The sequence below is a fragment of the Nocardia sp. NPDC004123 genome (assembly GCF_053603795.1).
The window spans coordinates 438,009-462,931 of the sequence record NZ_JBSGGG010000001.1 but is presented as its reverse complement, the minus strand read 5'-3'; the positions used below and the strand labels follow the sequence as shown (position 1 = coordinate 462,931).

Annotated in this window: 18 protein-coding genes and 1 tRNA gene; 8 read left to right on the top strand and 11 right to left on the bottom strand. The window is 68.9% G+C overall.

Translation table 11 applies throughout. From position 1 onward, the window contains the following. Positions 1-188 precede the first annotated feature (188 nt). Positions 189-1,607 (bottom strand): DUF3662 and FHA domain-containing protein, encoded by a 1,419-nt coding sequence (locus tag ACWEQQ_RS02065; RefSeq protein WP_452346832.1) that lies wholly within the window; start codon positions 1,605-1,607, stop codon positions 189-191. A 292-nt stretch (positions 1,608-1,899) separates the two neighbouring features. Here ACWEQQ_RS02065 and ACWEQQ_RS02060 point away from each other — a divergent pair. Further along, positions 1,900-1,985 (top strand) — tRNA-Leu (locus ACWEQQ_RS02060). 820 nt (positions 1,986-2,805) lie between these two features. Here the strand turns inward: ACWEQQ_RS02060 and ACWEQQ_RS02055 are convergent. Continuing rightward, the gene (locus ACWEQQ_RS02055; protein ID WP_452346831.1) at positions 2,806-3,858 is read right to left on the bottom strand and encodes a stage II sporulation protein M; all 1,053 of its coding nucleotides are present in this window, start codon (positions 3,856-3,858) and stop codon (positions 2,806-2,808) included. Positions 3,859-3,934: 76 nt separating this feature from the next. Here ACWEQQ_RS02055 and ACWEQQ_RS02050 point away from each other — a divergent pair, with 76 nt between their 5' ends. After that, positions 3,935-4,741 (top strand): RDD family protein, encoded by an 807-nt coding sequence (locus ACWEQQ_RS02050; protein ID WP_452346830.1) that lies wholly within the window; start codon positions 3,935-3,937, stop codon positions 4,739-4,741. Here the strand turns inward: ACWEQQ_RS02050 and ACWEQQ_RS02045 are convergent. The 5 genes from ACWEQQ_RS02045 to ACWEQQ_RS02025 form a co-directional block, all read right to left on the bottom strand. Next, positions 4,719-6,014: a DUF58 domain-containing protein gene (locus ACWEQQ_RS02045; RefSeq protein ID WP_452346829.1), complete on the bottom strand. Its 1,296-nt coding sequence runs from the start codon at positions 6,012-6,014 to the stop codon at positions 4,719-4,721. The two genes, ACWEQQ_RS02050 and ACWEQQ_RS02045, sit on opposite strands and share 23 nt — an antisense overlap. Before the next feature lie 3 nt (positions 6,015-6,017). Next, positions 6,018-7,016 carry an AAA family ATPase gene (locus ACWEQQ_RS02040; protein WP_452346828.1) on the bottom strand — a complete coding sequence of 333 codons (999 nt, stop codon included), beginning with the start codon at positions 7,014-7,016 and terminating at the stop codon, positions 6,018-6,020. After that, positions 7,013-8,107, bottom strand: coding sequence for a DUF4129 domain-containing protein (locus ACWEQQ_RS02035; protein ID WP_452346827.1), 1,095 nt, complete (start codon positions 8,105-8,107; stop codon positions 7,013-7,015). The genes ACWEQQ_RS02040 and ACWEQQ_RS02035 overlap by 4 nt, the downstream gene beginning before the upstream one ends. Beyond that, positions 8,104-8,979, bottom strand: coding sequence for a hypothetical protein (locus tag ACWEQQ_RS02030; RefSeq protein ID WP_452346826.1), 876 nt, complete (start codon positions 8,977-8,979; stop codon positions 8,104-8,106). The genes ACWEQQ_RS02035 and ACWEQQ_RS02030 overlap by 4 nt, the downstream gene beginning before the upstream one ends. A gap of 74 nt (positions 8,980-9,053) precedes the next feature. Continuing rightward, positions 9,054-9,626, bottom strand: a complete 573-nt coding sequence (locus ACWEQQ_RS02025; RefSeq protein WP_452346825.1) for a TetR/AcrR family transcriptional regulator — start codon at positions 9,624-9,626, stop codon at positions 9,054-9,056. Positions 9,627-9,704: 78 nt separating this feature from the next. Here ACWEQQ_RS02025 and ACWEQQ_RS02020 point away from each other — a divergent pair, with 78 nt between their 5' ends. After that, positions 9,705-11,273, top strand: coding sequence for an MFS transporter (locus ACWEQQ_RS02020; RefSeq protein WP_452346824.1), 1,569 nt, complete (start codon positions 9,705-9,707; stop codon positions 11,271-11,273). Between the two features lie 105 nt (positions 11,274-11,378). On the opposite strand, the gene ACWEQQ_RS02015 is transcribed toward ACWEQQ_RS02020, so the two are convergent. Then, positions 11,379-13,229: a DUF4407 domain-containing protein gene (locus ACWEQQ_RS02015; protein WP_452346823.1), complete on the bottom strand. Its 1,851-nt coding sequence runs from the start codon at positions 13,227-13,229 to the stop codon at positions 11,379-11,381. Positions 13,230-14,109: 880 nt separating this feature from the next. On the opposite strand from ACWEQQ_RS02015, the gene gltB reads away from it, so the two are divergent. From gltB to ACWEQQ_RS01990, 5 genes are all read left to right on the top strand, one after another. Beyond that, positions 14,110-18,759 (top strand): glutamate synthase large subunit, encoded by a 4,650-nt coding sequence (gene gltB, locus ACWEQQ_RS02010; RefSeq protein WP_452346822.1) that lies wholly within the window; start codon positions 14,110-14,112, stop codon positions 18,757-18,759. Positions 18,760-18,833: 74 nt separating this feature from the next. Further along, on the top strand, positions 18,834-20,303 hold the full coding sequence (locus ACWEQQ_RS02005; RefSeq protein WP_452339328.1) for a glutamate synthase subunit beta: 1,470 nt from the start codon (positions 18,834-18,836) through the stop codon (positions 20,301-20,303). Between the two features lie 247 nt (positions 20,304-20,550). Then, positions 20,551-21,255, top strand: a complete 705-nt coding sequence (locus ACWEQQ_RS02000) for a hypothetical protein (RefSeq protein ID WP_452339327.1) — start codon at positions 20,551-20,553, stop codon at positions 21,253-21,255. A gap of 43 nt (positions 21,256-21,298) precedes the next feature. Beyond that, positions 21,299-22,312, top strand: a complete 1,014-nt coding sequence (locus ACWEQQ_RS01995; protein ID WP_452339326.1) for an alpha/beta hydrolase — start codon at positions 21,299-21,301, stop codon at positions 22,310-22,312. Positions 22,313-22,570: 258 nt separating this feature from the next. After that, a complete protein-coding gene (locus ACWEQQ_RS01990; protein ID WP_452339325.1) occupies positions 22,571-23,473 on the top strand; it encodes a cutinase family protein in 903 nt (300 codons plus the stop codon). A 104-nt stretch (positions 23,474-23,577) separates the two neighbouring features. On the opposite strand, the gene ACWEQQ_RS01985 is transcribed toward ACWEQQ_RS01990, so the two are convergent. The 3 genes from ACWEQQ_RS01985 to ACWEQQ_RS01975 all read right to left on the bottom strand — a co-directional run bounded on the left by ACWEQQ_RS01985 (position 23,578) and on the right by ACWEQQ_RS01975 (position 24,920). Then, positions 23,578-23,946 (bottom strand): hypothetical protein, encoded by a 369-nt coding sequence (locus ACWEQQ_RS01985; protein WP_452346821.1) that lies wholly within the window; start codon positions 23,944-23,946, stop codon positions 23,578-23,580. 112 nt (positions 23,947-24,058) lie between these two features. Further along, entirely contained in the window at positions 24,059-24,676 is a 618-nt protein-coding gene (locus ACWEQQ_RS01980) for a histidine phosphatase family protein (protein ID WP_452346820.1), read from the bottom strand. 43 nt (positions 24,677-24,719) lie between these two features. Then, positions 24,720-24,920, bottom strand: coding sequence for a hypothetical protein (locus ACWEQQ_RS01975; protein ID WP_452346819.1), 201 nt, complete (start codon positions 24,918-24,920; stop codon positions 24,720-24,722). Positions 24,921-24,923: the final 3 nt, after the last annotated feature.

Genomic DNA, 24,923 nt, shown 5'->3' with positions numbered 1-24,923 from the left:
ACCGTGTCGTAAGTACGGGGCAGTTACGGAGGTGTGGCTCCGTGACCCCCAACCGGTGTGTTGCTGGTCAGCGCGGCCAGAGTCCGCCGCGAGCATTGGCAGCATCATAGGGCCGTCGACCGGTTGCGATCACGATACGACCGAGGAATTCCCAGCCATATCGTGACCTGCATCGCGAGCTTACGGGATCAGACGATCCGGATCAGGATCTCGGAATGTCCGGCGCGGATGACATCCCCGTCGGCGAGCTGCCAATCCTGGACGGGAGACCCGTTGACCAGCGTGCCATTGGTCGAACCGAGGTCCGAGAGCATCGCGGTCTGGCCGTCCCAGCGAACCTCGATGTGGCGCCGGGAAACTCCCGTATCCGGCAACCGGAAGTGCGCGTCCTGCCCGCGGCCGATGATGTTGCTGCCCTCGCGCAACTGGTAGGTACGGCCGGAGCCGTCGTCCAGCTGCAGCGTGGCCGAGTAGCCCGAGCCGCCGCGCGCCGGCGCCGCGCCGTAACCGGCCTGCTGCTGGCCGTAGCCCTGCTGCTGGCCGTACGCCTGCTCGTCGCCGTAGCCGGCCTGCTCCTGGTACTGGTCGTAGCCCTGCTGGCCGTAGCCCTGCTGCTGCCCGTACCCCTGCTCGGCGTAGCCCTGCTGACCGTAGCCGCCCTGGTCGTAGCCCTGCTGGCCGTAGCCCTGCTGCTGGCCGTAGCCCTGGTCGGCGTAGCCCTGCTGCTGGCCGTAACCGCCGCCCTGCTCGCTGTAGGCCTGGTCGTAGCCGTGCTGCTGCTGCTGGCCGTAGCCCTGGTCGGCGTAGCCCTGCTGCTGGCCGTAGGCCTGCTCGGACTGGCCGTAGCCCTGCTGCTGGCCGTAGCCCTGCTCGGCGTAGCCGCCCTGCTGCTGGCCGTAACCGCCGCCCTGCTGCTGGTTGTAGTCGTAGCCGTTCTGGTAGTCGCCGTAGGCCTGCTCGGACTGGCCGTAGCCGCCCTGCTCGTAGCCCTGCTGACCACCGTGGCCGTACTCGCCGTAACCCTGCTGACCTTGACGGCCCGCAGGCGGGGGCGCGTACCCGCGGTTCCGCGGATCGGACTCCGCGGGCTCACGGCTTGGGTCGTAGCCTGAGTTCTGCGTCATGGGGCCAGCTCCTGGTTGCGGGTTGGGTCGTTGTGGGCGTCCAGGTCCCGGTGACGGGCCTGCCCGCCCACCCGCGTCCGGATCGACCCGGCCGCGTGTCCTGAACTGTCCGGTGTGCAGCGTAGGGGATGCCTCGAACTCCACGTGTACTTCACCGTAGGTCTGCCACCCTTGCTCGCGGATGTAGTCCTGCAGATGCTTGGCGAAAGCACGCTTGGTGAGCTCGTAATCCTGCGTGGCGAGATCGCGATCCGGCTGTCCCTCGCCCTGGACGAGCTGCCGTAGATCCGACTCGTTGACGGTGATGGCATAGCTGTTCGGAGCCAGCAGATGCCCACCACCGAGATCCTGGATGTGGTCGGCGGCCTCGCGCTGCAGTGCGGCCTCGACCTCCTGGGGCACGACGCTCCCGCCGAAGGCGCGGGCGAAGACATCGCCGACAGCACCCTGGAGACGGCGCTCGAATCGGGAAACAATTCCCATGCCCCCTCCCTTCTCGGGTCCTGCCGCTCCGGTGCGGGAGCGTGCGTCGTGTCATCTGTCCGACCGGCCGTGACGTGCGCGATGTGTCCTTGAATAGCAACACGCCGACGTGGCGTGTCGCCGCAAGGACACGGTGATTGCATGATATCCACGATCGTCCACACCTGTAACTCTTGGCGGCGAGCCGAGGTTCCCGGGGCGAACGCGGATCGTGATCACCCCTCCGCACCCCCGATAACCAGGCGATTTCGTTTTGGTGCAGACCCCGTGATACGTTTCTTCCCGTCGCTCAGGGCGAGTGGCGGAATGGCAGACGCGCTGGCTTCAGGTGCCAGTGTCCGTAAGGACGTGGGGGTTCAAGTCCCCCCTCGCCCACCACGAGGAAGGCCCTCGATCCGAATCGGATCGGGGGCCTTCTTCTATGTCCGGGTTCGGCTGTGTCCGGGTTCGGCGTCCTGCCGGCCGGGTTCGGCGTCCGGGCCGGGAGTGCGATGTCGGATCGGCATGAGTGTGGCGCCCGGTGCCGGCCCGCGCGGGCGGGGTCGCGGCGCGAATCCGCACGGTGCCGGTTCCGCTCAGCGAGACTCGAAAAGCCGCTGGTCACAACGGATGTGACGAAGATCGCACACCCTGTTCGGGGTTACCCGCCGGAGGCGTTGCCAGGGGGCGTTTCGGGGCCTTCGTGGGGGCGAAAATCGTTTGCCAGAAGATGCCGACATGGGTATGCGCCCGATTACAGTCCAGTTATGCCTGATGATCATTTAGCGAAAGCCATTCGAAACAAACTTGAGGTTTGTTTGATCCTGGGCGACCGGTGGGCAATCAGCCTGAGCTGGGTCGAAACGCCAGCTTAACGCGGGTTGAACCGATGGTGAGCGGAAAATTTGCGAGTTTTTGGCAAACCAACTGACGGGGTTCGAAACGCATCGCGCGCCCGGGTTCGAAAGGGGTCTCGAAACGCGACCGCGGGGATAGTTTCGGACCCCTCCGCAGACCGCCCGCAAAGCGTATGCCGGGAATTAGCGATCTTGTCGGGTTCCCTACTGGGAAACGATGTTTCGCCTGGTCGCCTTATGCGTCCGGTGGGCAAGTCGGAGGTTGCGTAGCCATAACGATTGTGTAGAGTCGTCGGCAACGCTGGCCGCAGCTGAGCCGGACTCGCTGCGGCCAGTGGAAATCAATCCGAACGGTGCCGCGACTACGAAGTCGCCACTCCCGCAACCGGTTCCGGACCCTTCTGGATCGAATAGCCCGTGATGTGCTCCGGGTGATTGCTCGCTGCCCGCTCCGACCGCAGGCGCTCCTGCTCCCGCACCGCACCGCGGCCGCGCCCGAATACATAAGCCAGGAAACCGAGTTCGGCCAGCGCGCCGATGCCGACCCGGACCGCCGTGGGCAGTCCGCTGGGTGTGACGAAGCCCTCGAGGAAACCCGACACCAGCAGCACGCCCACCAGCCCGAGCGCGATCACCGCGGTCGCCCGGCCCTGCCGCGCCAGCGCCTGCGGACGGCTCTCCCGGCCCGGATCGATCAGCGTCCAGCCCAGCTGCAGACCCGCCCCGCCGGCCACGAAAATGGCTGTGAGCTCCAGCATTCCGTGCGGCAGGAGCCAGCCGAAGAACGGGCCCAGCCGCCCCGCCCCCGCCATCAGCCCAGCGCTGATGCCGAGGTTCAAGGCGTTCATGGACAACAGGTAGACGGCGGGCAGGATGAGCACCCCGAGGAAGAGCGCCATGGCCGACACCCACGCGTTGTTGGTCCACACCTTGGCGGCGAAGGCGTCGTGCGAGTGCTCGTAGTAGTAGGTCTCGAATTCGCCGCCGGGGCGCGTCAAGGCATCTGTATCCGTGTCCAGGCCGAGATGCCGGCGCGCGGCCTCCGACCTGGCCACCCACGCGGCCAGCCCGGCCGACCCGAGCAGGAACACCGTCGCCACCGACAGCCACCAGGGCCGAGCCCGGTACACGGCGGCCGGGAACCGGTGCGTGAAGAAGTAGGCGATCTCCCGCGGCGTGTCGAAGCGGGCGCTCAGTATCCGGCCCCGTGCCCGGGTCAGCACCGCCGACAGCCCGGCAATGAGGTCCGGATCCGCCTCGCGCGACTGCAGCCGGGCCAGCTGCTGCGACGTCAGCCGGTAGAGCCGCACCAGCTCGTCGGACTCCGAACCCGTGAGCCGCTTGCCGCGGGAGGCCAACTGATCCAGCCGCTCCCAGGAAGGCCTGTGAACGAACATGTAGGCGTCCAGATCCATGAGTACCCCTCCTGCGCTACGGCTGACAGAATGCTATCCATCGTGTTTCCGCCTGGCTGAGCGAAGCGAAGGGCAATTGGACACTGCACTGTTCACCACCGGCGAAGCCGTGGCCGTCGAGCTGCCGATCGCGCGGATCCCCACGCGGGCCGCGGCCTTCCTGCTCGACCTGCTGCTGCAGGCCGTGATCGGAACGGTGCTGGCGCTGCTGTTCGAGGCGCTGCTGGTGTGGCTCGGCGCCGATTCCGCGTGGCGCGACGCCGCCGTGCTGGTGGCCATGGTGAGCGCGCTGATCGGGTATCCGGTGCTGTTCGAGACGTTTTCGCGCGGGCGCTCGGTGGGGAAGATGGCGGTCGGACTGCGCGTGGTGCGCGCCGACGGCGGGCCCATCGACTTCCGGCACGCGGTCACCCGCGGACTGGCGGGGATCGTCGACTTCTGGATCATGGGCACCGGGCTGATCGCCGTCGTGGTGTCGCTGTGCTCGCCCCAGGCCCGGCGGGTCGGGGACGTGCTGGCGGGCACCGTCGTGGTGCACGACCGCAGCCGGCTGCCCTTCGCCGTGCTGGCCGCGCCGCCGCCCTGGCTGGCGGGCTGGGCGCGGCAGCTCGATCTGTCCGGTCTCTCCGATGAATTGGCGCTGTCGACGCGTCGGTACCTGCTGCGGTTCCGCACCCTGACCCCGGAGGTCCAGGATCGGTTGGGCCGCACCCTGGTCATCGCGGTGTGCACGAGCCTGCGCACGACGCCGCCGAACGGCTATCCGCCGCTACAGATCCTGGGCGCGGTGCTGGCCGAGCGACAGCGGCGGGCCATCCCGCCGCCGCCCTTCGTGCGGCAGTACCCGAGCGCCGTGCCGGCTACAGCGCTCCGGTCCGTTTGAGTTCCAGGTATTCGTCGGTCAGCGCCTCCGGCAGCCGGTCGGGTGCATCGGCGATGACACGAACACCCATGCGGCGCAGCGTCTCCCGGGCCACCGCGTGCTCGGCGATGACATTCTCGGCGGCAGCCGCGGCGTAGAGGTCGTCCAGGCCGGAGCGGCGGGTGGCGGCGGCCGCCACCTCCGGATCGGTCACCGCGACCACCAGCACCCGATGCCGCTCGGTCAGCACCGGCAGCACCGGTAGCAGGCCCTCCTGCACGGTGGCGGCGTCGAGATGGGTGAACCACACCACCAGGCTGCGGCGGCGGGCGCGCTGCAGTGTCGCGCGCAGCACGCCCTGATAGTCGGTGTCGACCAGTTCGGGAGTGAGCCCGGCGAGCGCGTGCATCAGCTTGATCTGCAAGCGCTTTCCGCCGATGCCGCGCACCTCGGTGCGCAGCCGGCGGTCGTAGGCCAGCAGATCCACCGAGTCGCCGCCCGCGGCGGCCAGCCCGCCCAGCAGCAGGGCCGCCTCGATGGTGGCGTCCAGGCGGGTGCCGGCGCCGACCCGGCCAGCGCTCACCCGCCCGGTGTCCAGCAGCATGACCACATGCCGGTTGCGTTCCGGACGCCAGGTGCGCACCAGCACGTCATTGGCGCGGGCGGTGGCGCGCCAGTCGATGGTCCGCACGTCGTCGCCCGCGACATACTCACGGAACGAATCGAATTCGGTGCCCTGCCCGCGAATCGTGGTGGTGTTGCGGCCCTCCAGATGCTGCAGCTGCCGGACCTTGGAGGCCAGCAGCCGCTCACTGCGGAACGGCGGCAGCGCGCGCAGCCGGGCCGGGACCTCGCGCCGCACCTGGCGGCCGGCCATGCCCAGCGGGCCCAGCAGACGCAGCGTCACCGGGCCGGCCACCCGGTCGCCGTGATAGTCCGGCGTCAGCTCGGTGTGCAGGCGAATCCTGGTGTTGGGCGGCAGGTTCAGGGCGTGGGTGCGATGGCGGGCGTGCGCGCTGGGCGGCCAGTCGTCCCACAGGGTGCCGCGCACCGGCCGGGCGCCGCCGTTGAGCACCGCCAGCTCCACGTCGATGCTGCGACCGGTGCGGACCGTGGTGACAGGGGACCGCGAAAGCTCCAGCGCGCCCGGCGATCCCAGTAGCAGCAGGTCGGCCGCGATCAGCCCGATCAGCGCCAGGGTGGCGAGCAGCACACCGAGCCACGAGGGCAGCGCCAGCGTGACGAACAGGGCCGCGAGCACCGCCGCGGCGGCCAGCCGGCCGGTGACGACCACGGCCTACACCGGAACGGGGACGGACATCAGCAGCGAGGCCAGCACGCCCTCGGCGGTGACGCCCTCCACCTCGTGCTCGGGCCGCAGGTGCAGCCGGTGCCGGAGCACCGTCGTCGCAACGGCTTTCACATCGTCGGGCGTCACATAGGCACGCCCGTTCAGCCAGGCGAAGGCCCGCGCGGCCGCCATCAGCGCGGTCGCGCCGCGGGTGGACGCGCCGTGCGCCACGGCCGGGGAGGTGCGGGTGGCCCGGCACAGGTCCACGGTGTACGCCAGCACCTCGGGGCTGATGGCCACCTGCGCGACGGCGGCCCGGGCGGCCGCGATGTGCGCGGGACCGGCCACCGGGCGCAGCCCGGCGGCGTTCAGATCGCGCGGGTCGAAGCCCGCCGCGTGCCGCTGCAGGATGCGGAATTCGTCATCGCGCCCGGGCAATTGGACGTCCACCTTGAACAGGAACCGGTCCAGCTGCGCCTCCGGCAGCGGATAGGTGCCCTCCTGCTCGATCGGATTCTGGGTGGCGACCACCACGAACGGATCCGGCAGCGGCTGCGGCACGCCGTCCACCGAAACCTGGCGCTCCTCCATGGATTCCAGCAGCGCCGACTGCGTCTTCGGCGGGGTGCGGTTGATCTCGTCGGCCAGCAGCAGGTTGGTGAACACCGGGCCGCGGCGGAAGGTGAACTCGGCCGAGTGCGGATCATAGATCTGCGAGCCGGTGACATCGCCCGGCATCAGGTCGGGGGTGAACTGGATGCGGGCGTGCTCCAGATCCAGCGCCGTGGCCAGGGCGCGCACCAGCAGCGTCTTGGCCACGCCCGGAACGCCTTCCAGCAGTACGTGGCCGCGGCACAGCAGCGCCAGCACCAGGAACATGACGGCGTGGTCGTTGCCGACCACCGCCTTGCCGATCTCGGCGCGCAGCGCCAGCAGCGCCTGCTGGGCGTCCTGGGCGGTGGGCGCGTGGTTGGTGTCCACGACGTCCTGGGAGAGTTCGGTCACAAGACCTCCGCTTCGATCCATTCGAGTTGTGCGGCCACGAGTTCCAGCGTGACCCGATCGGCGACCGGGTCGTACAGGGCGCCGCGGATGACGGCCGGGTCCGCGCCGGTGCGGGCCGTGATCGACTCGACCACCAGTTCCGCCGGGGTGTCGGCGGTGACGCCGAGTGCGGGCCGCAGCCGGCGCAGCGCCGCCGCCCGCAGTTTCGCGGCCACGTGCTCGTGATCGCGGGATTTCCGGTACAGCCCGGCCTGTCCGGCGAGCAGTTCGTGGGCCGGGGCCTCCACCGGCAGCGGTTCGCGGACGATGGCGCCGCGGCGGCGGCCACGCCACCACAGCACGGCGACCCAGGCGATGAGGAACTGCAGACCGCCGAAGGCCAGCCAGCCCGGTAGCTGCTGGAAGATGGAGTCGCTGCCCGCGCCGAAGTTCGGCGGCGGCACGTCCGGCCGGTTGGGCGGCGGCGGATTCGACGGTGGCGCCGGCGCGTGGGTCGGCGGCGGGGTCGACGGCCCTGACCCGGCATGGGTGAGCACGTACACCAGCACCACGACAGCCAGCACGGCCACGACCGCGGCCCAGAAGCGCCAATCCTTCAGCAGCCGCGGCAGTTCCGCGCGCTCACGGTCCTTCTTCTCCTTGGCGACCCTGGTCTTACGGGTCCGGCGCCGCTCGGTGATCTCGGCCGGGCCGGCCTTGGGCGGCGGCGCGATCGAGTACCGGTCGGCCTGTTCCAGCTGCCGGTACTCCGCCTCGGTGGCGTAGCGGCCGCCGTAGACGACCTCGTCGAAACTGTGTGCCGCCGAGGGCAGCTCGCCCGCGTCCGGGACCGCCGCGATAGCGGCCCGCGCGGTTTCCCGGGCCGTGCGCGCCCGCTCCTCGTCGAGGATGCCGCGCTGCTCCAGCCCGCGGGTGACGGCGCGGTACCGCTCGCGCAGCGCGGCAGCGAAATCGCCGCGCCGGGCGGCCTCCTCGGCCGCGGCCAGGTGCGCGGCGGCCGGACCCAGGGCGGGCTCGGGCGGTGCCGCGCCGACGAGATTCGGCGCGGCACCGGCGATCTCCGGCCCGGGTGCCCGGTCGGTCCCGGTCATCGGCCGCTCCCGCCGGGCACCCGGATGTCCCACGCCTCGCGGCGGCAGCGCCGGTCGACGTAGGTGACGACCTGCGTCGAGGACTCGACCAGCTCCGCGACCGCCACGATGAGCAGGGTGGCGGTGATGATCAGCACCGTCACCGTCCAGCGCCGGGTGCCGGAGAACTGTGCGGTGAACTGCGGCAGCGCCAGCAGCGGCACCACCAGCACGAGCAGCAGCCCGCGCAGGTACAGCCACAGCCCGACCAGCTGCCATTCCGTTCCGCCCGCAAGCAGTTTCGCGCGTCGCGCCGCCACGCCGTAGGTGGCCGACTGATCGAAGATGGTGGGCACCAGCGTGAATCGCCGCCCGCGTAGCCAGGCCAGCCAGATCACCGCGGGCGGCACGGTGAACAGCAGCGGAGTGCCGACGGCCAGCACGCCGAGACCGATGAGCGTGTACATCACCTGATAGCCGAGCAGCGGACCGGCTTCCGCGGCCAGTCGCCGCAGCGCCCCGCGCCAGGTCGCCGGCCTGCGGTACACGACCGCCAGCCCGATCGGCACGGTCACCCCGCGGACGAACCAGCGGATCGACCAGGCGCACAGCAGGGTGACCAGCACCGCGCCCCAGAGGGTGCCGCGGTCGGAATTCCCGCTGGCGACGGCCGCGAGCACCGTGCCCGCCACGGCCACCACCGAGGCGACCAGCACGGCGACGCCGAGCAGGCCCGCCAGGGTCTTGATCCGCGCCTGGATCAGCGCGAACGGGAGGTCGAGGAGTTCGCGGAACTGCATCGGGCGAATCGGCACAACCACCGGTTCGGTAGAAGTCGGTTCCCCCACCGAGCCGGTCGGCGAACCGACGGAGTCGGCGGCGGTCGGCAACACGCGGCCGAGTCTATCCGGACCAGCGTCTTCGGTCGCCCGATGCGCGTCCGGGCGGCGAACTTCGCACCCGGATGTCAGGCGGTGGGTGTGCCGGTCTCCAGCAGCCGGGCCACGACCCGGCGGTAGAGCCCGGGTTCGATGGGCGGCAGGCCCAGCAGGGCGCGCAGATAGACGCCGTCGCCGACCAGGCGCACGATCTCGGCCCGCACCGGATCCTCGATCTCGTTGTCCAGGGCCGTCTTCCAGGACCCCATCACCTCGGTGAGGGCCCGGTCGGTCTCCGCCTGCGCGGCGTCCTGCGGCGCGTCGACGCTCCGCATGGCGGCCAGCATGGATCGGTACAGGGCGAGCTCGACGGCGTCGGCGTCGTCCTCGGGATGCGGAGCCTGCAGATACCACTCGGCCACCGAGCGACCCTGTGCCACCGCGGTTCGCACCTGCTGATCGGCCCGGTCGGTGACGCGGCGGAGCAGTCCGGCGAGCAGTGCGTCCTTGCTCTTGAAGTGATAGAGCAGTCCGCCCTTGGAGACGCCCGCGGTGGCGGCCACATTGTCCAGGGTCACCTGGGACAGGCCCTTGTCGAGCAGCAGGGTTTCGAGCGCGTCGAGGATCCGGTCGCGGGTGCCGGCGGGATCGCGTGTGGTCACGACGATTGACTGTACCGTCTGGACGGTTCAGAATGCTACTGTACCGTCTGGACGGTTCACCACCGAGAGAGAAAGCTCATGAGCACCCACGCGACCGCACGTTCCGGCACTCCCGTGACCATCGACCGGCAGCCCACCGCCGTGCCGCCGAAGGCCCGGCCCAGAGATTGGGCCGGGCTCGGCGTCCTCGCGCTCGCGCTGCTGCTGATCTCCGTCGACGCCACCGTGCTCGACCTGGCGGTCCCGGCCATCAGCGCGCACCTCGCGCCCACCACGCCGCAGCTGCTGTGGATCATCGACGTCTACTCGTTCGTGCTCGCGGGCCTGCTGGTCACCATGGGCACCGTCGGCGACCGCATCGGCCGCCGCCGCCTGCTGCTCATCGGCGCGGCCGGCTTCGCCCTGGCCTCGGCCGTCGCGGCCTGGGCAGTCAACCCCGAGATGCTCATTGCCGCACGCGTTCTGCAGGGTGTCGCCGGTGCGACCCTGATGCCCGCCACGCTGGGCCTGATCCGGTCCATGTTCACCGACGCCCGCCAGCGCACCCTCGCCATCTCGGTCTGGGGCGCCATGGCCGCCTCCGGCGCGGCCTTCGGCCCACTGCTGGGCGGCTGGATGCTCGAGCACTTCTGGTGGGGCTCGGTCTTCCTGGTGAACCTGCCGGTCATGGCGCTGCTGCTGGTCCTGGCCCCGGTCCTGGTACCGGAGTCGCGCGACCCCGACCCCGGCCGCTTCGATCTGATCAGCGCCGGCCTGTCCATGCTGGCCCTGATCCCGATCGTGTACGCGGTCAAGGAATTCGCGGCCCACGGCCCGAGCCTGAACCTGCTGATCAGCGCCGGTGTCGGCGTGGTCGCGGGCGTGGTGTTCGTGCGCCGCCAGCGCGGCCTGTCCACCCCGCTCATCGACCTGGACCTGTTCCGGCTGCCGGCTTTCCGGGCCGCGGTGTTCACCAACCTGCTGTCGGTGTTCGCGCTGGCCGGCGTGCTGTTCTTCGGCTCGCAGTACCTGCAGCTGGTGCTCGGCAAGTCGCCGCTGGCGGCCGGTCTGCTGCTCATTCCGGGCACCATCGGCTCCATGCTCGGTGCGCTGGCCGCGGCCTGGCTGGTCCGCTACTGGCGTACGGCGACAGTGCTCGCGGGCTCGCTGGTGACCGTCGCGATCGGCGCGGGCCTCTACTGGCTGCTGCCCACCGACCCCTCGGGCTCGGTGACCCCGTTCATCGTCGGCTTCCTGCTGATCGGCCTGGGTGAGGGTGTGGCCCTGACGGTCTCGGCCGACATGATCGTCAGCACCGCGCCCGAGGCGCGCGCCGGTAATGCCGCCGCCATCTCGGAGACGGCCATGGAGATGGGCATCGCCCTCGGTGTCGCCGTGCTGGGCAGCGCCGTCATGGCGGCCTTCCGCCACGGTCTGGACCTGACGCACGTCCCGTCCGGCCAGGCGGACGCGGCCCGCGAGTCGCTCGGCGGCGCGATCGAAACCGCCCGCGCCCTACCGCAACCCGCGGCCGGGGAACTGCTGAACTCGGCGCACTCCGCCTTCGTCAGCGGCATCCACCTGGCGGCCACCTCCACGGCGGCCATCCTGGTTCTGACCGCTGTCGTCGCCTACCGCTCGGCGACGCGGAAATCGCCGGCGGCGTGATCGAAAGGCGGTGGCATCGAACAGGCGGTGGCATCGAACAGGCTGTGGCCCGGATGTTTCCGTGTTCAACGTGAAACATTCCGGGCCACAGTGGGTTTCGGAAGGCTACTCCCGGCCCCTGCCCGGCGGCAGTTCGCGCGGGCTGCGGTAGTCGAGTTCGGGGTTGCGGCGTGCCGCCAGCGCATCGTGCTGCGCACCCGAGGGCAGGGGATAGCCGGGGTCCACCACCTGGCCCTGGGGGAGGGCCGAGTAGGAGGGGTACTGGGCGTAGGGCTGATCCACCACGCTCGCGGCCACCCGCTGGGCATGCACCTGCTGCGGGGCGCCCTGCGGGAGGTAGCCGTACTGCGGCTGGGCATAGGCCTGCTGGTGCTGCTGCTGCGCCGAATCCTGGGAATCCACCGTCACCTTGCGCGTGCGGCGCAGCGTGAAGGTGATCTCCTCCGCCTCCTCGAACGCCTGACGCACGGTGCGCAGCGGGTGGGTGGCGGTATCGATGGCATTGGCCACGAAGGACGGCACCAGCGGACGGATCCAGCGGGCGGCGGTGTCGGTGAACGGCACCGTCCCGATGATCGGAAGTTCCAGGCCTCCGCCCTTGTTAGCGGGCTGCGCGACCGGCACGGCGGGCACGAGTGCCCCGCCCTGCGGTGCGGGGGCCAGGGCCCCGGAGGTGAGCTGGGCGGGCAGGTTCGGCGACTGTGTCACGATCCCCTCCTGGGACACGGTGCTGTCCTTTCGATCCCCGGCCGGGCCGGCGGGGAGTTCATGTCTGGTGGCATTGTCGAATTCGGCGATCGCGCGCTGGGTGGGTTCGGTGATGCCGATCTCGAAATTGCCGATGGCGGCGATGATGCGGGTGCGCTGCCGTTCCCGGTCGATGGCGGTGTCGGCATGTGCGGCCAGCCGCGCGGCGGTGAGTTGTTGTTCGGCGCGCAGGCTCTCGGTCTCCACGCGCACCTCGGCCTGTTTGACGGCGATGGCGGTGGCGGCGGCCTGGTCGATGCGGTCGGTGGCGGTACGGACCGCGACGGTGCGGTCGAACGCCGTCTCACCCCGCCACCACCGCAGCAGCAGCGGCAGCAGGGCCAGCACGATCATGAGCACGGACACGGCGAGCCGCAAGACGAACGGCCCGAAATGTCCGGTGGTGTAGTCGTTCATGGCCACCCAGCGCGCCCCGAGCCCGCGGTCGCCGTCGGTGTAGGCGGCCTTGCGGGCCGTCGCGAGGGCCCTGTCCTGCTCGGTGACCTTGGCGTCGAGCCCGTCGACCTTGCCCTGCGCCGCGCTGAGCTGGTTGCGGGCGTCGTCGAGCATCTGGTTGGCGGTGCGCTCCTCGGGACCGCGCCCCGGCACGCGGGTGATCATGTTCTGCGGGCAGTCCGCCCCCGGGTTGAATTCGCAGCGCGCGATGATCAGCGCATTGGTGACGTCGTTTTGCGCCTTGGTGATCTGCTGGTCCAGCGCGGTGCGATCGGTCCTGGCCTGCTCCAGCTCGGTGCGCGCGGTGACCACGGCGGGCGCGGATTCCACTGCGTGCTGGGCGGATTCGTCGAGCAACCGGTTCACGGTGCCGGAGAACAGAATGGTGCAGGCCAATTCGGCGATCACCACCCCGGCGATCACCGCCACCGCGATGCGACCGCCGAATTCGGCTACCGCCCGGCGATTCTCCCGGCGATCGGGTGTGGCGGCGGTGGCCAGCGCCCGGGCGATGGCCCCCATCAGGACCGTCGCGATGAGCGCGACCGCCACGATGGCGATGACCGGCCAGCGCGCCGCTCCCGTCGCGGCGGCCGTGACGGCGCCCGCGGTGCCCGCGAACAGCGCCACCACGGCGCCGGTGACGGTGTAGCCGCCGCGCTCGGGCCCGTCGGTGAGCTGCGGTTGTGCGCCGCCCAGCCAGACCAGCAAGGCGCCGAGTCCGGCGGACCTGGGGACATGGTGAACGGTCATGGGAGTTCACATCCTCTGAGTCCCGGGTGATTCGGCTTCTCGAAACCGTCGCTGATTCGTTGTCTCAGCGTGACAGGCGTACACCTGTTCCATCGACCGCGGCGGCCGGGATGTGGCCAGGCTCACAATGCCACGTTTCGGGCGGGTGACGTGGTGTTGATCACGCGCGGACCGGCTCGGATGGCGCGGAAAACGTGGCCAGGAGGCGGATTTACGGTTTGCTGAACGTGTGCTGAATCCCACATTCAGGAAAAATTCCGTACGGTCCGCAGGTTACCTGCCCATGTCTCCCGGGCGGCCGCCGCGACGACGGAACTTGTCCGGAAAGTTAGCCCGCCAACGCCCGGTTTGCCGGATCCCATTGTGGGGAAATCTGATTCATTGCAGGTGAGAGGCAGTCTGGAGCTGCGCTGGACCGCCCGGCCGGAGCCCTCGCGCGCGTGCGATGCAGTGGTGAACTCAACTGAAACGCACGTGCACCCCTGCCTTACACTGGAGAACGCGCGTGTGTTGGAGGACCGATGAAGAAGCCCAGCTAGAACCTGGAATTAGTACAACCTAAGTTGGTTGGGCTCAAGTCCTGACTTATCGTTTGCTCTTACGCCGAACTACACATTTCGGCATTCTCCCCATACGGTCAGAGGCCCGATCGGTGCTCAGCCTAGCGGGCGAGACCTGCGCGGTGTGTAGCGAAGACGTAAGGGTTCCGTTACCACCGAGCACCCGACTAGGTAATCGAAGCGGGTGGACAACTGCAAAGTTGACTGCACGGAATGACCATCAGCGCCGCTGGTCTCCGAACGTCCGGACGCAGTCCAGACCGGAGGCGTTCGACGAAGGCCGCATTCTTCGAAGGCCTGTTTTTTGTGAAGGCAGAGGCATGACGCAACTTCCTGGCCACAGGTCCCCTGGACCCATCGGGCTCTATGACCCGGCGAATGAACACGACGCGTGTGGTGTCGCATTCGTCGTCGACATGCACGGCCGCCGCAGCCGCGACATCGTCGACAAGGCTATTACGGCATTGCTGAACCTGGAGCACCGTGGTGCCGCCGGTGCCGAACCCAACTCGGGTGACGGCGCGGGCATCCTGATCCAGCTCCCGGACAAGTACTTCCGTGCTGTCGTCGACTTCGAGCTCCCCGCCGAAGGTTCGTACGCCACCGGTATCGCTTTCCTGCCGCAGGCTCGCCGCGAGGCCGCCCGCGCCGGGTACGGCGTCGAGAAGATCGTGCGCGAGGAGGGCCTCGAGGTCCTCGGCTGGCGCGAGGTCCCGATCGACGGGTCGTCGCTGGGCGCGCTGTCGCGTGACGCCATGCCGACCTTCCGGCAGATCTTCATCGCCTCGCCCAAGGGTGGCGCCGAGCAGCTGTCCGGCATGGACCTGGAACGTCGCGCCTACGTCATCCGCAAGCGCATCGAGCACGAGCTCGGCAGGTCGGGTGCCGGCGAGGGCGCGACCGGCAAGGAGTCGGTCTACTTCCCGAGTCTGTCCGGCGAGACCTTCGTCTACAAGGGCATGTTCACCACCCCGCAGCTGCGGGCGTTCTACCTGGACCTGCAGGACGACCGGGTCGAGTCGGCGCTGGGCATCGTGCACTCGCGCTTCTCCACCAACACCTTCCCGTCGTGGCCGCTGGCGCACCCGTTCCGGCGCGTCGCCCACAACGGTGAGATCAACACCGTCTCCGGCAACGAGAACTGGATGCGGGCGCGTGAGGCGCTGCTGAACTCCAACGTGTTCGGCACCGACCACGCCGGCAACAACCGCCTGGAGAAGATCTTCCCGGTCTGCACCCCCGGCGCCTCGGACACCGCGCGCTTCGACGAGGTGCTCGAACTGCTGCACCTGGGCGGCCGCAGCCTGCCGCACGCCGTGCTCATGATGATTCCGGAGGCGTGGGAGCGCCACGAGTCCATGACCCCGGATCAGCGCGCCTTCTACCGCTACCACTCCTTCCTCATGGAGCCCTGGGACGGCCCGGCCTCGGTGTGCTTCACCGACGGCACGGTCGTCGGCGCGGTGCTGGACCGCAACGGTCTGCGCCCCGGCCGCATCTGGGTCACCGAGGACGGCCTGGTCGTGCTGGCTTCCGAGGTCGGCGTGCTCGACATCGACCCGGCCAAGGTCGTCTACAAGAAGCGCCTGCAGCCCGGCCACATGTTCCTGGTCGACACCTCGCAGGGCCGCATCATCAGCGACGACGAGGTCAAGTCCTCGCTGGCCGCCGAGTTCCCGTACCAGCAGTGGCTGGACGAGGGCCCGACCAAGCTGAGCGACCTGCCCGACCGCCCGCACGTGCACATGTCGCACGACCGCGTGCTGATCCGTCAGCAGATCTTCGGCTACACCACCGAGGAACTGAACCTGCTGGTCTCGCCGATGGCGCAGACCGGTGGCGAGGCGCTCGGCTCGATGGGCACCGACACCCCGATCGCGGTGCTGTCGGCGCGGCCGCGCCTGCTGTTCGACTACTTCTCGCAGCTGTTCGCGCAGGTCACCAACCCGCCGCTGGACGCCATCCGCGAAGAGGTCGTGACCTCGCTGCGCAGCATGATCGGCCCGGAGGCCGACCTGCTGAACCCGGGACCGGAGTCCTGTCGTCAGATCACCCTGACCCAGCCGATCCTGGACAACGACGAGCTCAACAAGCTCATCCACATCAACGACGACGGCTCCCGTCCCGACCTGCGGTCCGTGGTGGTCCACGGCCTGTACCCGGTCAAGAAGGGCGGCAAGGGGCTGCGCAAGGCCCTCGAGGCCGTGCAGCGTCAGGTCTCGGCGGCCATCGACGGCGGCGCGCGCATCATCGTGCTGTCCGACCGCGAGTCCAACGAGAAGCTGGCCCCGATCCCGTCGCTGCTGCTGACCGCCGCGGTGCACCACCACCTGGTCCGGGAGCGCACCCGCACCAAGGTCGGCCTGGTCATCGAGGCCGGTGACGCCCGCGAGGTGCACCACATGGCCATGCTGGTCGGTTTCGGCGCGGCGGCCATCAACCCGTACATGGCCTTCGAGTCCATCGAGGACATGCTCGAGCGCGGCGCGCTGCAGATGCCGGGCAGCACCGGCGATCTCGCGGCCGACTACAACAAGGCCGTCTACAACTACAACAAGGCGGCCGGCAAGGGCGTGCTGAAGGTGATGTCCAAGATGGGCATCTCCACCATCGCCTCCTACCGTGGCGCGCAGCTGTTCCAGGTCGTCGGCCTGGGGCAGGAGCTGGTGAACGAGTACTTCACCGGTCTGAAGTCGCCGCTGGACGGCATCGGCCTGGACGACATCGCGGACGAGGTCGCGCAGCGGCACCGGGTCGCGTTCCTGGAGAACCGCAACGAGCGCGCGCACCGCGAGCTCGAGGTCGGCGGCGAGTACCAGTGGCGTCGTGAGGGCGAGTACCACCTGTTCAACCCGGACACGGTGTTCAAGCTGCAGCACGCCACCCGCTCGGGCCAGTACAAGGTCTTCAAGGAGTACACGAAGCTGGTCGACGACCAGTCGGAGCGTCTCGCCTCGCTGCGTGGTCTGTTCAAGTTCAAGTCCGAGCACCGGCACCCGATCTCGATCGACGAGGTCGAGCCGGCGTCGGAGATCGTGAAGCGCTTCTCGACCGGTGCGATGAGCTACGGCTCCATCTCGGCCGAGGCCCACGAGACCCTGGCCATCGCCATGAACCGCCTCGGCGGCCGCTCCAACTCCGGTGAGGGCGGCGAGCACCCGGCGCGCTTCGAGCCGGAGGAGGGCGGCGACTGGCGCCGGTCCGCGATCAAGCAGGTGGCCTCGGGTCGCTTCGGTGTGACCGCGCACTACCTGACCAACTGCACCGACATCCAGATCAAGATGGCGCAGGGTGCGAAGCCCGGTGAGGGCGGCCAGCTGCCGGCCCACAAGGTGTACCCGTGGGTCGCCGAGGTCCGGCACTCGACGCCGGGCGTCGGCCTGATCTCGCCGCCGCCGCACCACGACATCTACTCGATCGAGGATCTGGCGCAGCTGATCCACGACCTGAAGAACGCGAACCCGCAGGCGCGGATTCACGTGAAGCTCGTCGCGGAGCCGGGCGTCGGCACCGTCGCCGCGGGTGTCTCCAAGGCGCACGCCGACGTGGTGCTCATCTCCGGCCACGACGGTGGTACCGGTGCCTCGCCGCTGACCTCGCTGAAGCACGCGGGTGGCCCCTGGGAGCTCGGCCTGGCCGAGACCCAGCAGACGCTGCTGCTCAACGGTCTGCGCGACCGCATCGTGGTGCAGGTGGACGGTCAGATGAAGACCGGCCGCGACGTCATGATCGCCGCGCTGCTGGGCGCCGAGGAGTACGGTTTCGCGACCGCTCCGCTGGTGGTCTCGGGCTGCATCATGATGCGCGTCTGCCACCTCGACACCTGCCCGGTCGGCGTCGCCACCCAGAACCCGGTTCTCCGTGAGCGTTTCACCGGCAAGCCGGAGTTCGTCGAGAACTTCATGCTCTACATCGCCGAAGAGGTGCGGGAGCTGCTGGCGTCGCTGGGTCTGCGGACCCTGGACGAGGCCATCGGCCGGGTCGACCTGCTCGACACCACCGCCGCGAAGGCGCACTGGAAGGCCGCCAAGCTGGACCTGTCGCCGATCCTGGACGACGTCGAGACGGCGTTCATGTTCCAGGACCGCCGCCGCACCAAGGACCAGGACCACGGTCTGGACAAGGCGCTGGACAACGAGCTCATCGCGCAGTCCGCGGACGCGCTGGAGCGCGGCAAGCCGGTCAAGTTCGAATCCAAGATCACGAACGTGAACCGGACCGTCGGCACCATGCTCGGCCACGAGGTCACCAAGCTCTACGGCGGAGTCGGCCTGCCGGACAACACCATCGACATCACGTTCACCGGCTCCGCCGGTAACTCGTTCGGTGCGTTCGTCCCGGCCGGTATCACCCTGCGGGTGGTCGGCGACGCCAACGACTATGTCGGCAAAGGTCTTTCGGGTGGCCGCATCACGGTGCGCCCGTCCGATGACGCGCCGGAGGCGTTCGTCGCGGAGCAGAACATCATCGCGGGCAACGTGATCCTGTTCGGCGCCACCAGCGGCCAGGCGTTCCTGCGCGGTGTGGCCGGCGAGCGCTTCGCCGTCCGCAACTCGGGCGCCACCGCGGTCGTCGAGGGTGTGGGCGACCATGCCTGCGAGTACATGACCGGTGGCCGCGTGGTCATCCTCGGCGAGACCGGCCGCAACTTCGGCGCCGGCATGTCGGGCGGTATCGCCTACGTCTACAACCCGAACGGCACCTTCGAGGCCAACCTCAACACCGAGCTGGTCGACCTCGAGCAGCTGTCGGCCGAGGACGCGCAGATGCTGCACGACATCGTGGTCCAGCATCGCGACGAGACCGGATCCGCTGTCGCCGACAAGATCCTGGGCGACTGGTCGCAGCAGGTGACGAAGTTCGCGAAGGTCATGCCGCGCGACTACAAGAAGGTCCTGCTCGCCATCTCCGAGGCCGAGAAGGCCGGCCGGAATGTCGACGAAGCGATCATGGAGGCGGCGCGTGGCTGATCTCACCTTGGCGGTGCAACGCAGCACCACTGTCGTTGTTCCGTGCGCGCTGCGCATTAGTCAGGAGTTCGTAAATGGGTGACGCACAAGGCTTCCTGAAGCACACTTCCCGGGAACTGCCCAAGCGCCGTCCGGTTCCGCTGCGACTGCTGGACTGGCAAGAGGTCTACGAGGAGAAGTTCTCCCACGAGACCCTGCAGAAGCAGGCCAGCCGCTGCATGGACTGCGGTATCCCGTTCTGCCACAACGGCTGTCCGCTCGGGAACCTGATTCCCGAGTGGAACGACCTGGTGTACAAGGGCGCGTGGAAGGAGTCGTTCGATCGGCTGCACGCGACCAACAACTTCCCGGAGTTCACCGGCCGCCTGTGCCCGGCTCCGTGCGAGGCGTCCTGCGTCCTGGGCATCAACCAGGATCCGGTGACCATCAAGCAGGTCGAGGTCGAGATCATCGAGAACGGTTTCGACGAGGGCTGGGTGACCCCGATCTATCCGACCCGCCTGACCGGCAAGCGCATCGCGGTCGTCGGCTCCGGCCCCGCGGGCCTGGCCGCCGCTCAGCAGCTGACCCGGGCCGGCCACACCGTGACCGTGTTCGAGCGCGACGACCGCATCGGCGGCCTGCTGCGCTACGGCATCCCGGAATTCAAGATGGAGAAGCGCTTCATCGACCGCCGCATCGCGCAGATGGAGGCCGAGGGCACCATCTTCAAGACCGGCGTGAACGTGGGCGTGGACATCACGGCCCAGCAGCTGCGTGAGCAGTTCGACGCGGTCGTGCTCGCCGGTGGCGCCACCATCGCGCGTGACCTGCCGATCCCGGGCCGCGACCTGGACGGCATCCACCAGGCCATGGAGTTCCTGCCGCTGGCCAACCGGGTGCAGCTGGGCGACCCGATCACCGACGAGGACGGCCTGCCGCGCATCAACGCGCGCGGCAAGAAGGTCGTCATCATCGGTGGCGGTGACACCGGCGCGGACTGCCTGGGTACCTCGCACCGGCAGGGTGCGGAGACGATCCACCAGTTCGAGATCATGCCGCGTCCGCCGGAGCAGCGGGCCGACTCGACCCCGTGGCCGACCTACCCGCTGATGTACCGCGTCTCCTCTGCGCACGAGGAGGGCGGCGAGCGCGTGTTCTCCGTCAACACCGAGCGTTTCATCGGCGCCGACGGCAAGGTCACCGGGCTGCAGGCGCACGAGGTGTCGATGGTCAACGGCCGCTTCGAGAAGGTCGAGGGCACCGACTTCACCCTCGAGGCCGACCTGGTGCTGCTGGCCATGGGCTTCGTCGGACCGCAGAAGAACGGTCTGCTCGAGGGCCTGGGCGTGGGCTACGACCAGCGCGGAAATGTCATGCGCGACAAGGATTGGGCCACCACCGTGCCCGGCGTCTTCGTCGCCGGTGACATGGGCCGCGGTCAGTCGCTGATCGTGTGGGCCATCGCGGAGGGTCGCGCGTGCGCGTCCGCGGTGGACAAGTACCTGGAGGGTGAGACGGCGCTGCCGTCTCCGATCACCCCGACCATGGTCGCCCAGCGGTGATCCAGCGCTGAGCTGAAACCCTGAAGAGCGCTCCCGGACTTCGGTCCGGGAGCGCTTTTTGTTATGCAGGGAAACGATCTGAAATGTGTACTAGTCAGTAACTGGGAGCAGTTTTGTCAAACCCTGGACAGGGGACCAGTTACACCTGTTTACTTACTCCCCGTGTGGAGTCCACCCTCCGAGTCGTCCGCAGCGCTCGGTAAGTATGGATCGGTCCCGGAGGATCTCGGGACACTTGGAGGAAAATATGTTCCGTAATCGCCGTGCGGCCGCGATCGCGACCTCTGCCGCAATGGTTTTCGCGGGCCTGAGCATGACCACGCTGGAGACGGGCGCCGCGTCAGCGGATACGACCTGCGCCCTGAGCTCGCATGCCACCAAGAATGACATCAGCACCGTGGGCATCACCATGACCTACGACAAGAGCGCCAACCTCGACTCGGTCGGCATCGGCACCACGGTGACCTACAAGGTCGTCGTCGGCACCACCGGTATCGGTAACCCGTACGTCAACACCATCACCGACTACCCGCCGTCGGGCTTCGGCGCGCCGGTGAAGGCCAGCATCACCGCCTACCACCTGGCGGGCGGTCAGCGCACCGAAGACGTCACCCCGGAGCCGAACGCCGGCGGCTGGAAGGTGACCAGCACGGGCTGGTTCGTGAACTCCGGCAACCCGGTGACCCTCAACATCACCTACCCGGTTCCGACCAACCTCTCGGCCGGTCAGCAGGTCACCAGCGGTGGCATCGGCGTCGCCGGCACCGTCGGTGTCAGCAACGAGCTCCCCAACCTGACCGCGTGCTTCACCGCCCGCGCCAACACCGTCGGCGAGGACGCGCTGGGCAGCCTCAACAACAACGGCCTCGGCTCGGCCGACGGCCAGCTCAGCTCGACCGGTTCGCTCAGCACCATCCTGTCGGACGCGATCCGCAAGTACATCGGCAGCTGATTTCCCGTTCCGGGCCGATTCGATCGATAGGAAAACCGTACCGATGCTCACCGGTAAGCTCTCGGCGCTCGCCGCGATCTCGGCAATTGCACTCTCCCTGGCATTGTCGTCCGCGCCCGGGACCATCGGTACGGCCACGGCGGATGATTCCACCGGATCCCATCTGGTCTCGATCGATCGGCCCGGCCAGCGGCAAGAGGAGATCTCGGTCTATTCGGCCGCGATGGACCGGGTGATCACGCTTCAGGTGATCACCCCGTTCGACAACAGTGTGCCGCGACCCACGTTGTATCTGCTGAATGGCGCGGGCGGTGGTGAGGATGCCGCGACCTGGTATCGCCAAACCGATATCGTGCAATTCTTCGCGGATAAGAACGTGAATGTTGTTTCCCCGATCGGTGGAAAATTCTCCTATTACACCGACTGGCAGAAAGACGACCCGAGTCTGGGCCGCCAGAAATGGGAGACCTTTCTGACCGCGGAACTGCCGCCGATCCTGGATTCGGTGCTGCACGCCTCCGGCGCGAACGCGGTAGCGGGCGTGTCGATGTCGGCGACCTCCGCGCTGAATCTGGCCATCGCGGCCCCCGATCGGTACCGGGCGGTCGCCTCCTACAGTGGCTGCGCCTCCACCGCCGACGAGAACAGCCGCCGCTACATCCAGCTCGTCCTCGACCGCGGTGACGCGGATTCCCGCAATATGTGGGGCGAGCCCGGCGACCCGGACTGGCAGCAGCACGATGCCGTGCTCAATGCCGCCGCCCTGCGCGGGAAGGCGCTGTTCATCTCGAGTTCGACCGGTCTGCCCGGGCCGATGGACACCCTCGATTCACCCTCGATCGGCGGGCGTCCGGCGACGCTGGCCAACCAGATCATCCTGGGTGGCGTGATCGAGGCCGCGACCAACGGGTGCACGCACCAGCTCGCAGATCGCCTCGGCCAGTTGGGGATCCCCGCGCAGGTCGAATTCAGCCCTGCCGGAACGCATTCCTGGCGGTACTGGCAGGACGCGCTGCATCGGTCGTGGCCGATGCTCGAGGCGGCATTGCAGGACTGAGGTCCGAAATGTGGCTTCCGGCACAACTTTCGGCCGGAAATCGGACGTCTTCCCCGTCTCGCCTGGCAGGGTCGAATAGGCCCCTTTATGCTTGTCGGCGGTGTGTCGCCGATCTCGTCATTCGGTCTGTTCCAGTCAGCTCAGCCGGGCGGTTACTTGGGTTAACCCTCAGTGCACCGGACTGTCATCCGGCGACCGCACCATGATCCGGAATCGGGACGCGCAACCTGTCCCGGCACAAGCGGGAACTGGAGCAGTATGCGGTTGAAGAATGTTGTCGCGGCTGCGGGGGCAGCGGCGAGCGTGCTCATGTCGGGAATCGTCCTGGGCAGCGGTCCCGCTACGGCCGCCCCCGGCGCGGGCTGCCCGAGTTTCTACACGGTCGCCGTGCCCGGCACCTGGGAGACCGGCCACGACAAGGACCCCAAGCCCGGCATGCTGGCCGCGGTGACCGACGGATTGCCCGGTGCGGTCGACTATGTCACCTACGCGGCCACCGCCTTCCCCTGGGAGGGCGACGTCTACGCCGCCTCCAAGAAGGAAGCCGTCGACAATGCCCGCGGTCTGGTGCAGGACATGGGCGCGCGCTGCCCGGGCACCAGGATCGCCATCACCGGCTACAGCCAGGGCGCCGACGCGGCCGGCGATCTCGCCGCCGAGATCGGCAGCGGTCACGGCGTGGTGCCGCCGGATCGCATCGCGGCGGTCGCGCTGATCTCCGATCCCCGCCGCTCGCCCACCGACGCTCAGATCGGCCCGATCGCCCCCGGCGCGGGTGCGGGCGGGCCACGGGTCGGCGGCTTCGGCTGGGTCAGCGACAAGGTGCGCACCGTGTGCGCCATCGGCGACCTGTACTGCTCCACCGAGGAGACCGACTTCCTCACCCGCTTCGCGGGTTTCCTGGCGCAGTCGTCCAACCCGAACAACTTCAACCTGTGGCAGACCCAGCTCGAACTCGGGTCCATCCTCAACGACCTGATGGCGCAGGGTGGTCTGCCGACGCTGCAGGCCCAGCTGGCCGACGGTCCGGACAGCGAGTACGCCCACCAGCTCGAGCAGTTCTACCGCAGCGGCAAGCACACCAGCTACGGCAGCTACGGCGTGGGCGGCGGCCAGACCGCGCTGACCTGGATGCACAACTGGATCGCGACCAACGCGTAGCGGACGGCCCGGCGGTGGGCCGGGCCCGCGAAACCTGAAAAGGCCGCTCCCACACTGGGAGCGGCCTTTTCGGTGTCCGAGCCGATGAGGCGTCGCCGGCCGGGTTACATGCCGAAGGAGCCGGTGGGCGGCAGCCAGGCAGGGGCCGGAGCCGGGTTGTTGTTCCAGCCGTTGTTGTTCCAGCCGCCGTTGTTGTTCCAGCCGTTGTCGCCGTTGTTGTTCCAGCCGCCGTTGTTGTTCCAGCCGTTGTCGCCGTTGTTGTTCCAGCCGCCATCGTGGTCGTGGCGGTGGTGGTCACGGTCGTGATCCCAGGGACCATTGTCGTCGATCTGCTGGGCGACGACCGGGGTGCCGCCGTCGTCGGGGGTCGCGGCATTCGCGGGGAGGGCGACGACGGCGAGCGGGATGGCGGCGAGGGCACCGGCCGCGGCGAGGCGCAGGGCGAGACGGCGGCGGGGCTTGATGGTGGACATCGTGGTGCCTTTCTGTCGGGATCGTGGGCCGCGGGGAAGCGGCTCTCGAGTTCCCATCGAAGGCTCCGGCGCTTGGAAGGGTGTGGGATCGGGCTGGGAGTCCGCTGAGCGTCTAGGGGCGCGGACGTTGCATGCGCGGCAACAGGTCCCAGACGTGGCCGTTCTCGTTGACGGTGGCCGCGGTGCGGCCGCCGCTGCGCGAGTACAGGATCCGGGTGATCGAGCAGTAGTCGATGGGGAAGGTGAGCGGGCGGGCCAGGCCCAGCACCTCCTGCAGCAGCACGTTGATCACGCCGCCGTGCGCGAAGACGACCACGGTGTCGGTGTGCTCGGCGGCCGCCACGATGCTCGCGATGCTGTCGCGCACGCGGCCGATGAAGGCGTCGCCGTCGATCTGCTCGGGCAGGTGCCCGGCCTTGATGCGCGCGTAGGTTTCCCGGAATTCCTGCTGGGCGTCCTCGATCGGGACGTATATCGGCAGGTCGCGGTCGTACTCGGCGAGCCCGTCGAGGATGTCGATGCCGAGTCCGAGCTTCTCCGCTGTGGGCCGGGCGGTTTCGCGGGCCCGCAGTTGCGGGCTGCTGACCACGCGGGCGATGCGGTGGTGGGCGAGTGCGGCCGGGACCCGGCCCGCCTGTTCGAGGCCGATCGCGGTGAGATCCGGGTCGGCATGGCCGGATTCGGCCAGGACTCGTTGCGGCTGGGCGTGACGGACGAGGATCAACTGCACGCCCACCACTCTGCCGCACCCCGCCCGCGGTGCGCCGCGGGGGCTAGCGGTTCTTGCGGCGGCTCATCAGGTAGACGATGCCGAGCACCAGGACCACGATGCTGATGCAGCAGACCGCGAGGAAGCCCCAGAAGCTGGTGCCGCGCCGGCTGCTGGTGCGGCGGGCGGCGGTGTTCTCGAGGGCGGCGTTCCAGGTGTCCGGGTGGGTCCACACGTGGTGGTCCAGCAGGGTCGCCTGGGTCATGAG

What these genes read in the sequence shown, in the direction of transcription:
- ACWEQQ_RS02065 (WP_452346832.1), bottom strand. Translation starts at nt 1,607, where the DNA reads ATGGGAATTGTTTCCCGATTCGAGCGCCGTCTCCAGGGTGCTGTCGGC.
- ACWEQQ_RS02055 (WP_452346831.1), bottom strand. Translation starts at nt 3,858, where the DNA reads ATGGATCTGGACGCCTACATGTTCGTTCACAGGCCTTCCTGGGAGCGG.
- ACWEQQ_RS02035 (WP_452346827.1), bottom strand. Translation starts at nt 8,107, where the DNA reads ATGACCGGGACCGACCGGGCACCCGGGCCGGAGATCGCCGGTGCCGCG.
- ACWEQQ_RS02020 (WP_452346824.1), top strand. Translation starts at nt 9,705, where the DNA reads ATGAGCACCCACGCGACCGCACGTTCCGGCACTCCCGTGACCATCGAC.
- ACWEQQ_RS02015 (WP_452346823.1), bottom strand. Translation starts at nt 13,229, where the DNA reads ATGACCGTTCACCATGTCCCCAGGTCCGCCGGACTCGGCGCCTTGCTG.
- gltB (WP_452346822.1), top strand. Translation starts at nt 14,110, where the DNA reads ATGACGCAACTTCCTGGCCACAGGTCCCCTGGACCCATCGGGCTCTAT.
- ACWEQQ_RS02005 (WP_452339328.1), top strand. Translation starts at nt 18,834, where the DNA reads ATGGGTGACGCACAAGGCTTCCTGAAGCACACTTCCCGGGAACTGCCC.
- ACWEQQ_RS02000 (WP_452339327.1), top strand. Translation starts at nt 20,551, where the DNA reads ATGTTCCGTAATCGCCGTGCGGCCGCGATCGCGACCTCTGCCGCAATG.
- ACWEQQ_RS01995 (WP_452339326.1), top strand. Translation starts at nt 21,299, where the DNA reads ATGCTCACCGGTAAGCTCTCGGCGCTCGCCGCGATCTCGGCAATTGCA.
- ACWEQQ_RS01990 (WP_452339325.1), top strand. Translation starts at nt 22,571, where the DNA reads ATGCGGTTGAAGAATGTTGTCGCGGCTGCGGGGGCAGCGGCGAGCGTG.
- ACWEQQ_RS01985 (WP_452346821.1), bottom strand. Translation starts at nt 23,946, where the DNA reads ATGTCCACCATCAAGCCCCGCCGCCGTCTCGCCCTGCGCCTCGCCGCG.
- ACWEQQ_RS01975 (WP_452346819.1), bottom strand. Translation starts at nt 24,920, where the DNA reads ATGACCCAGGCGACCCTGCTGGACCACCACGTGTGGACCCACCCGGAC.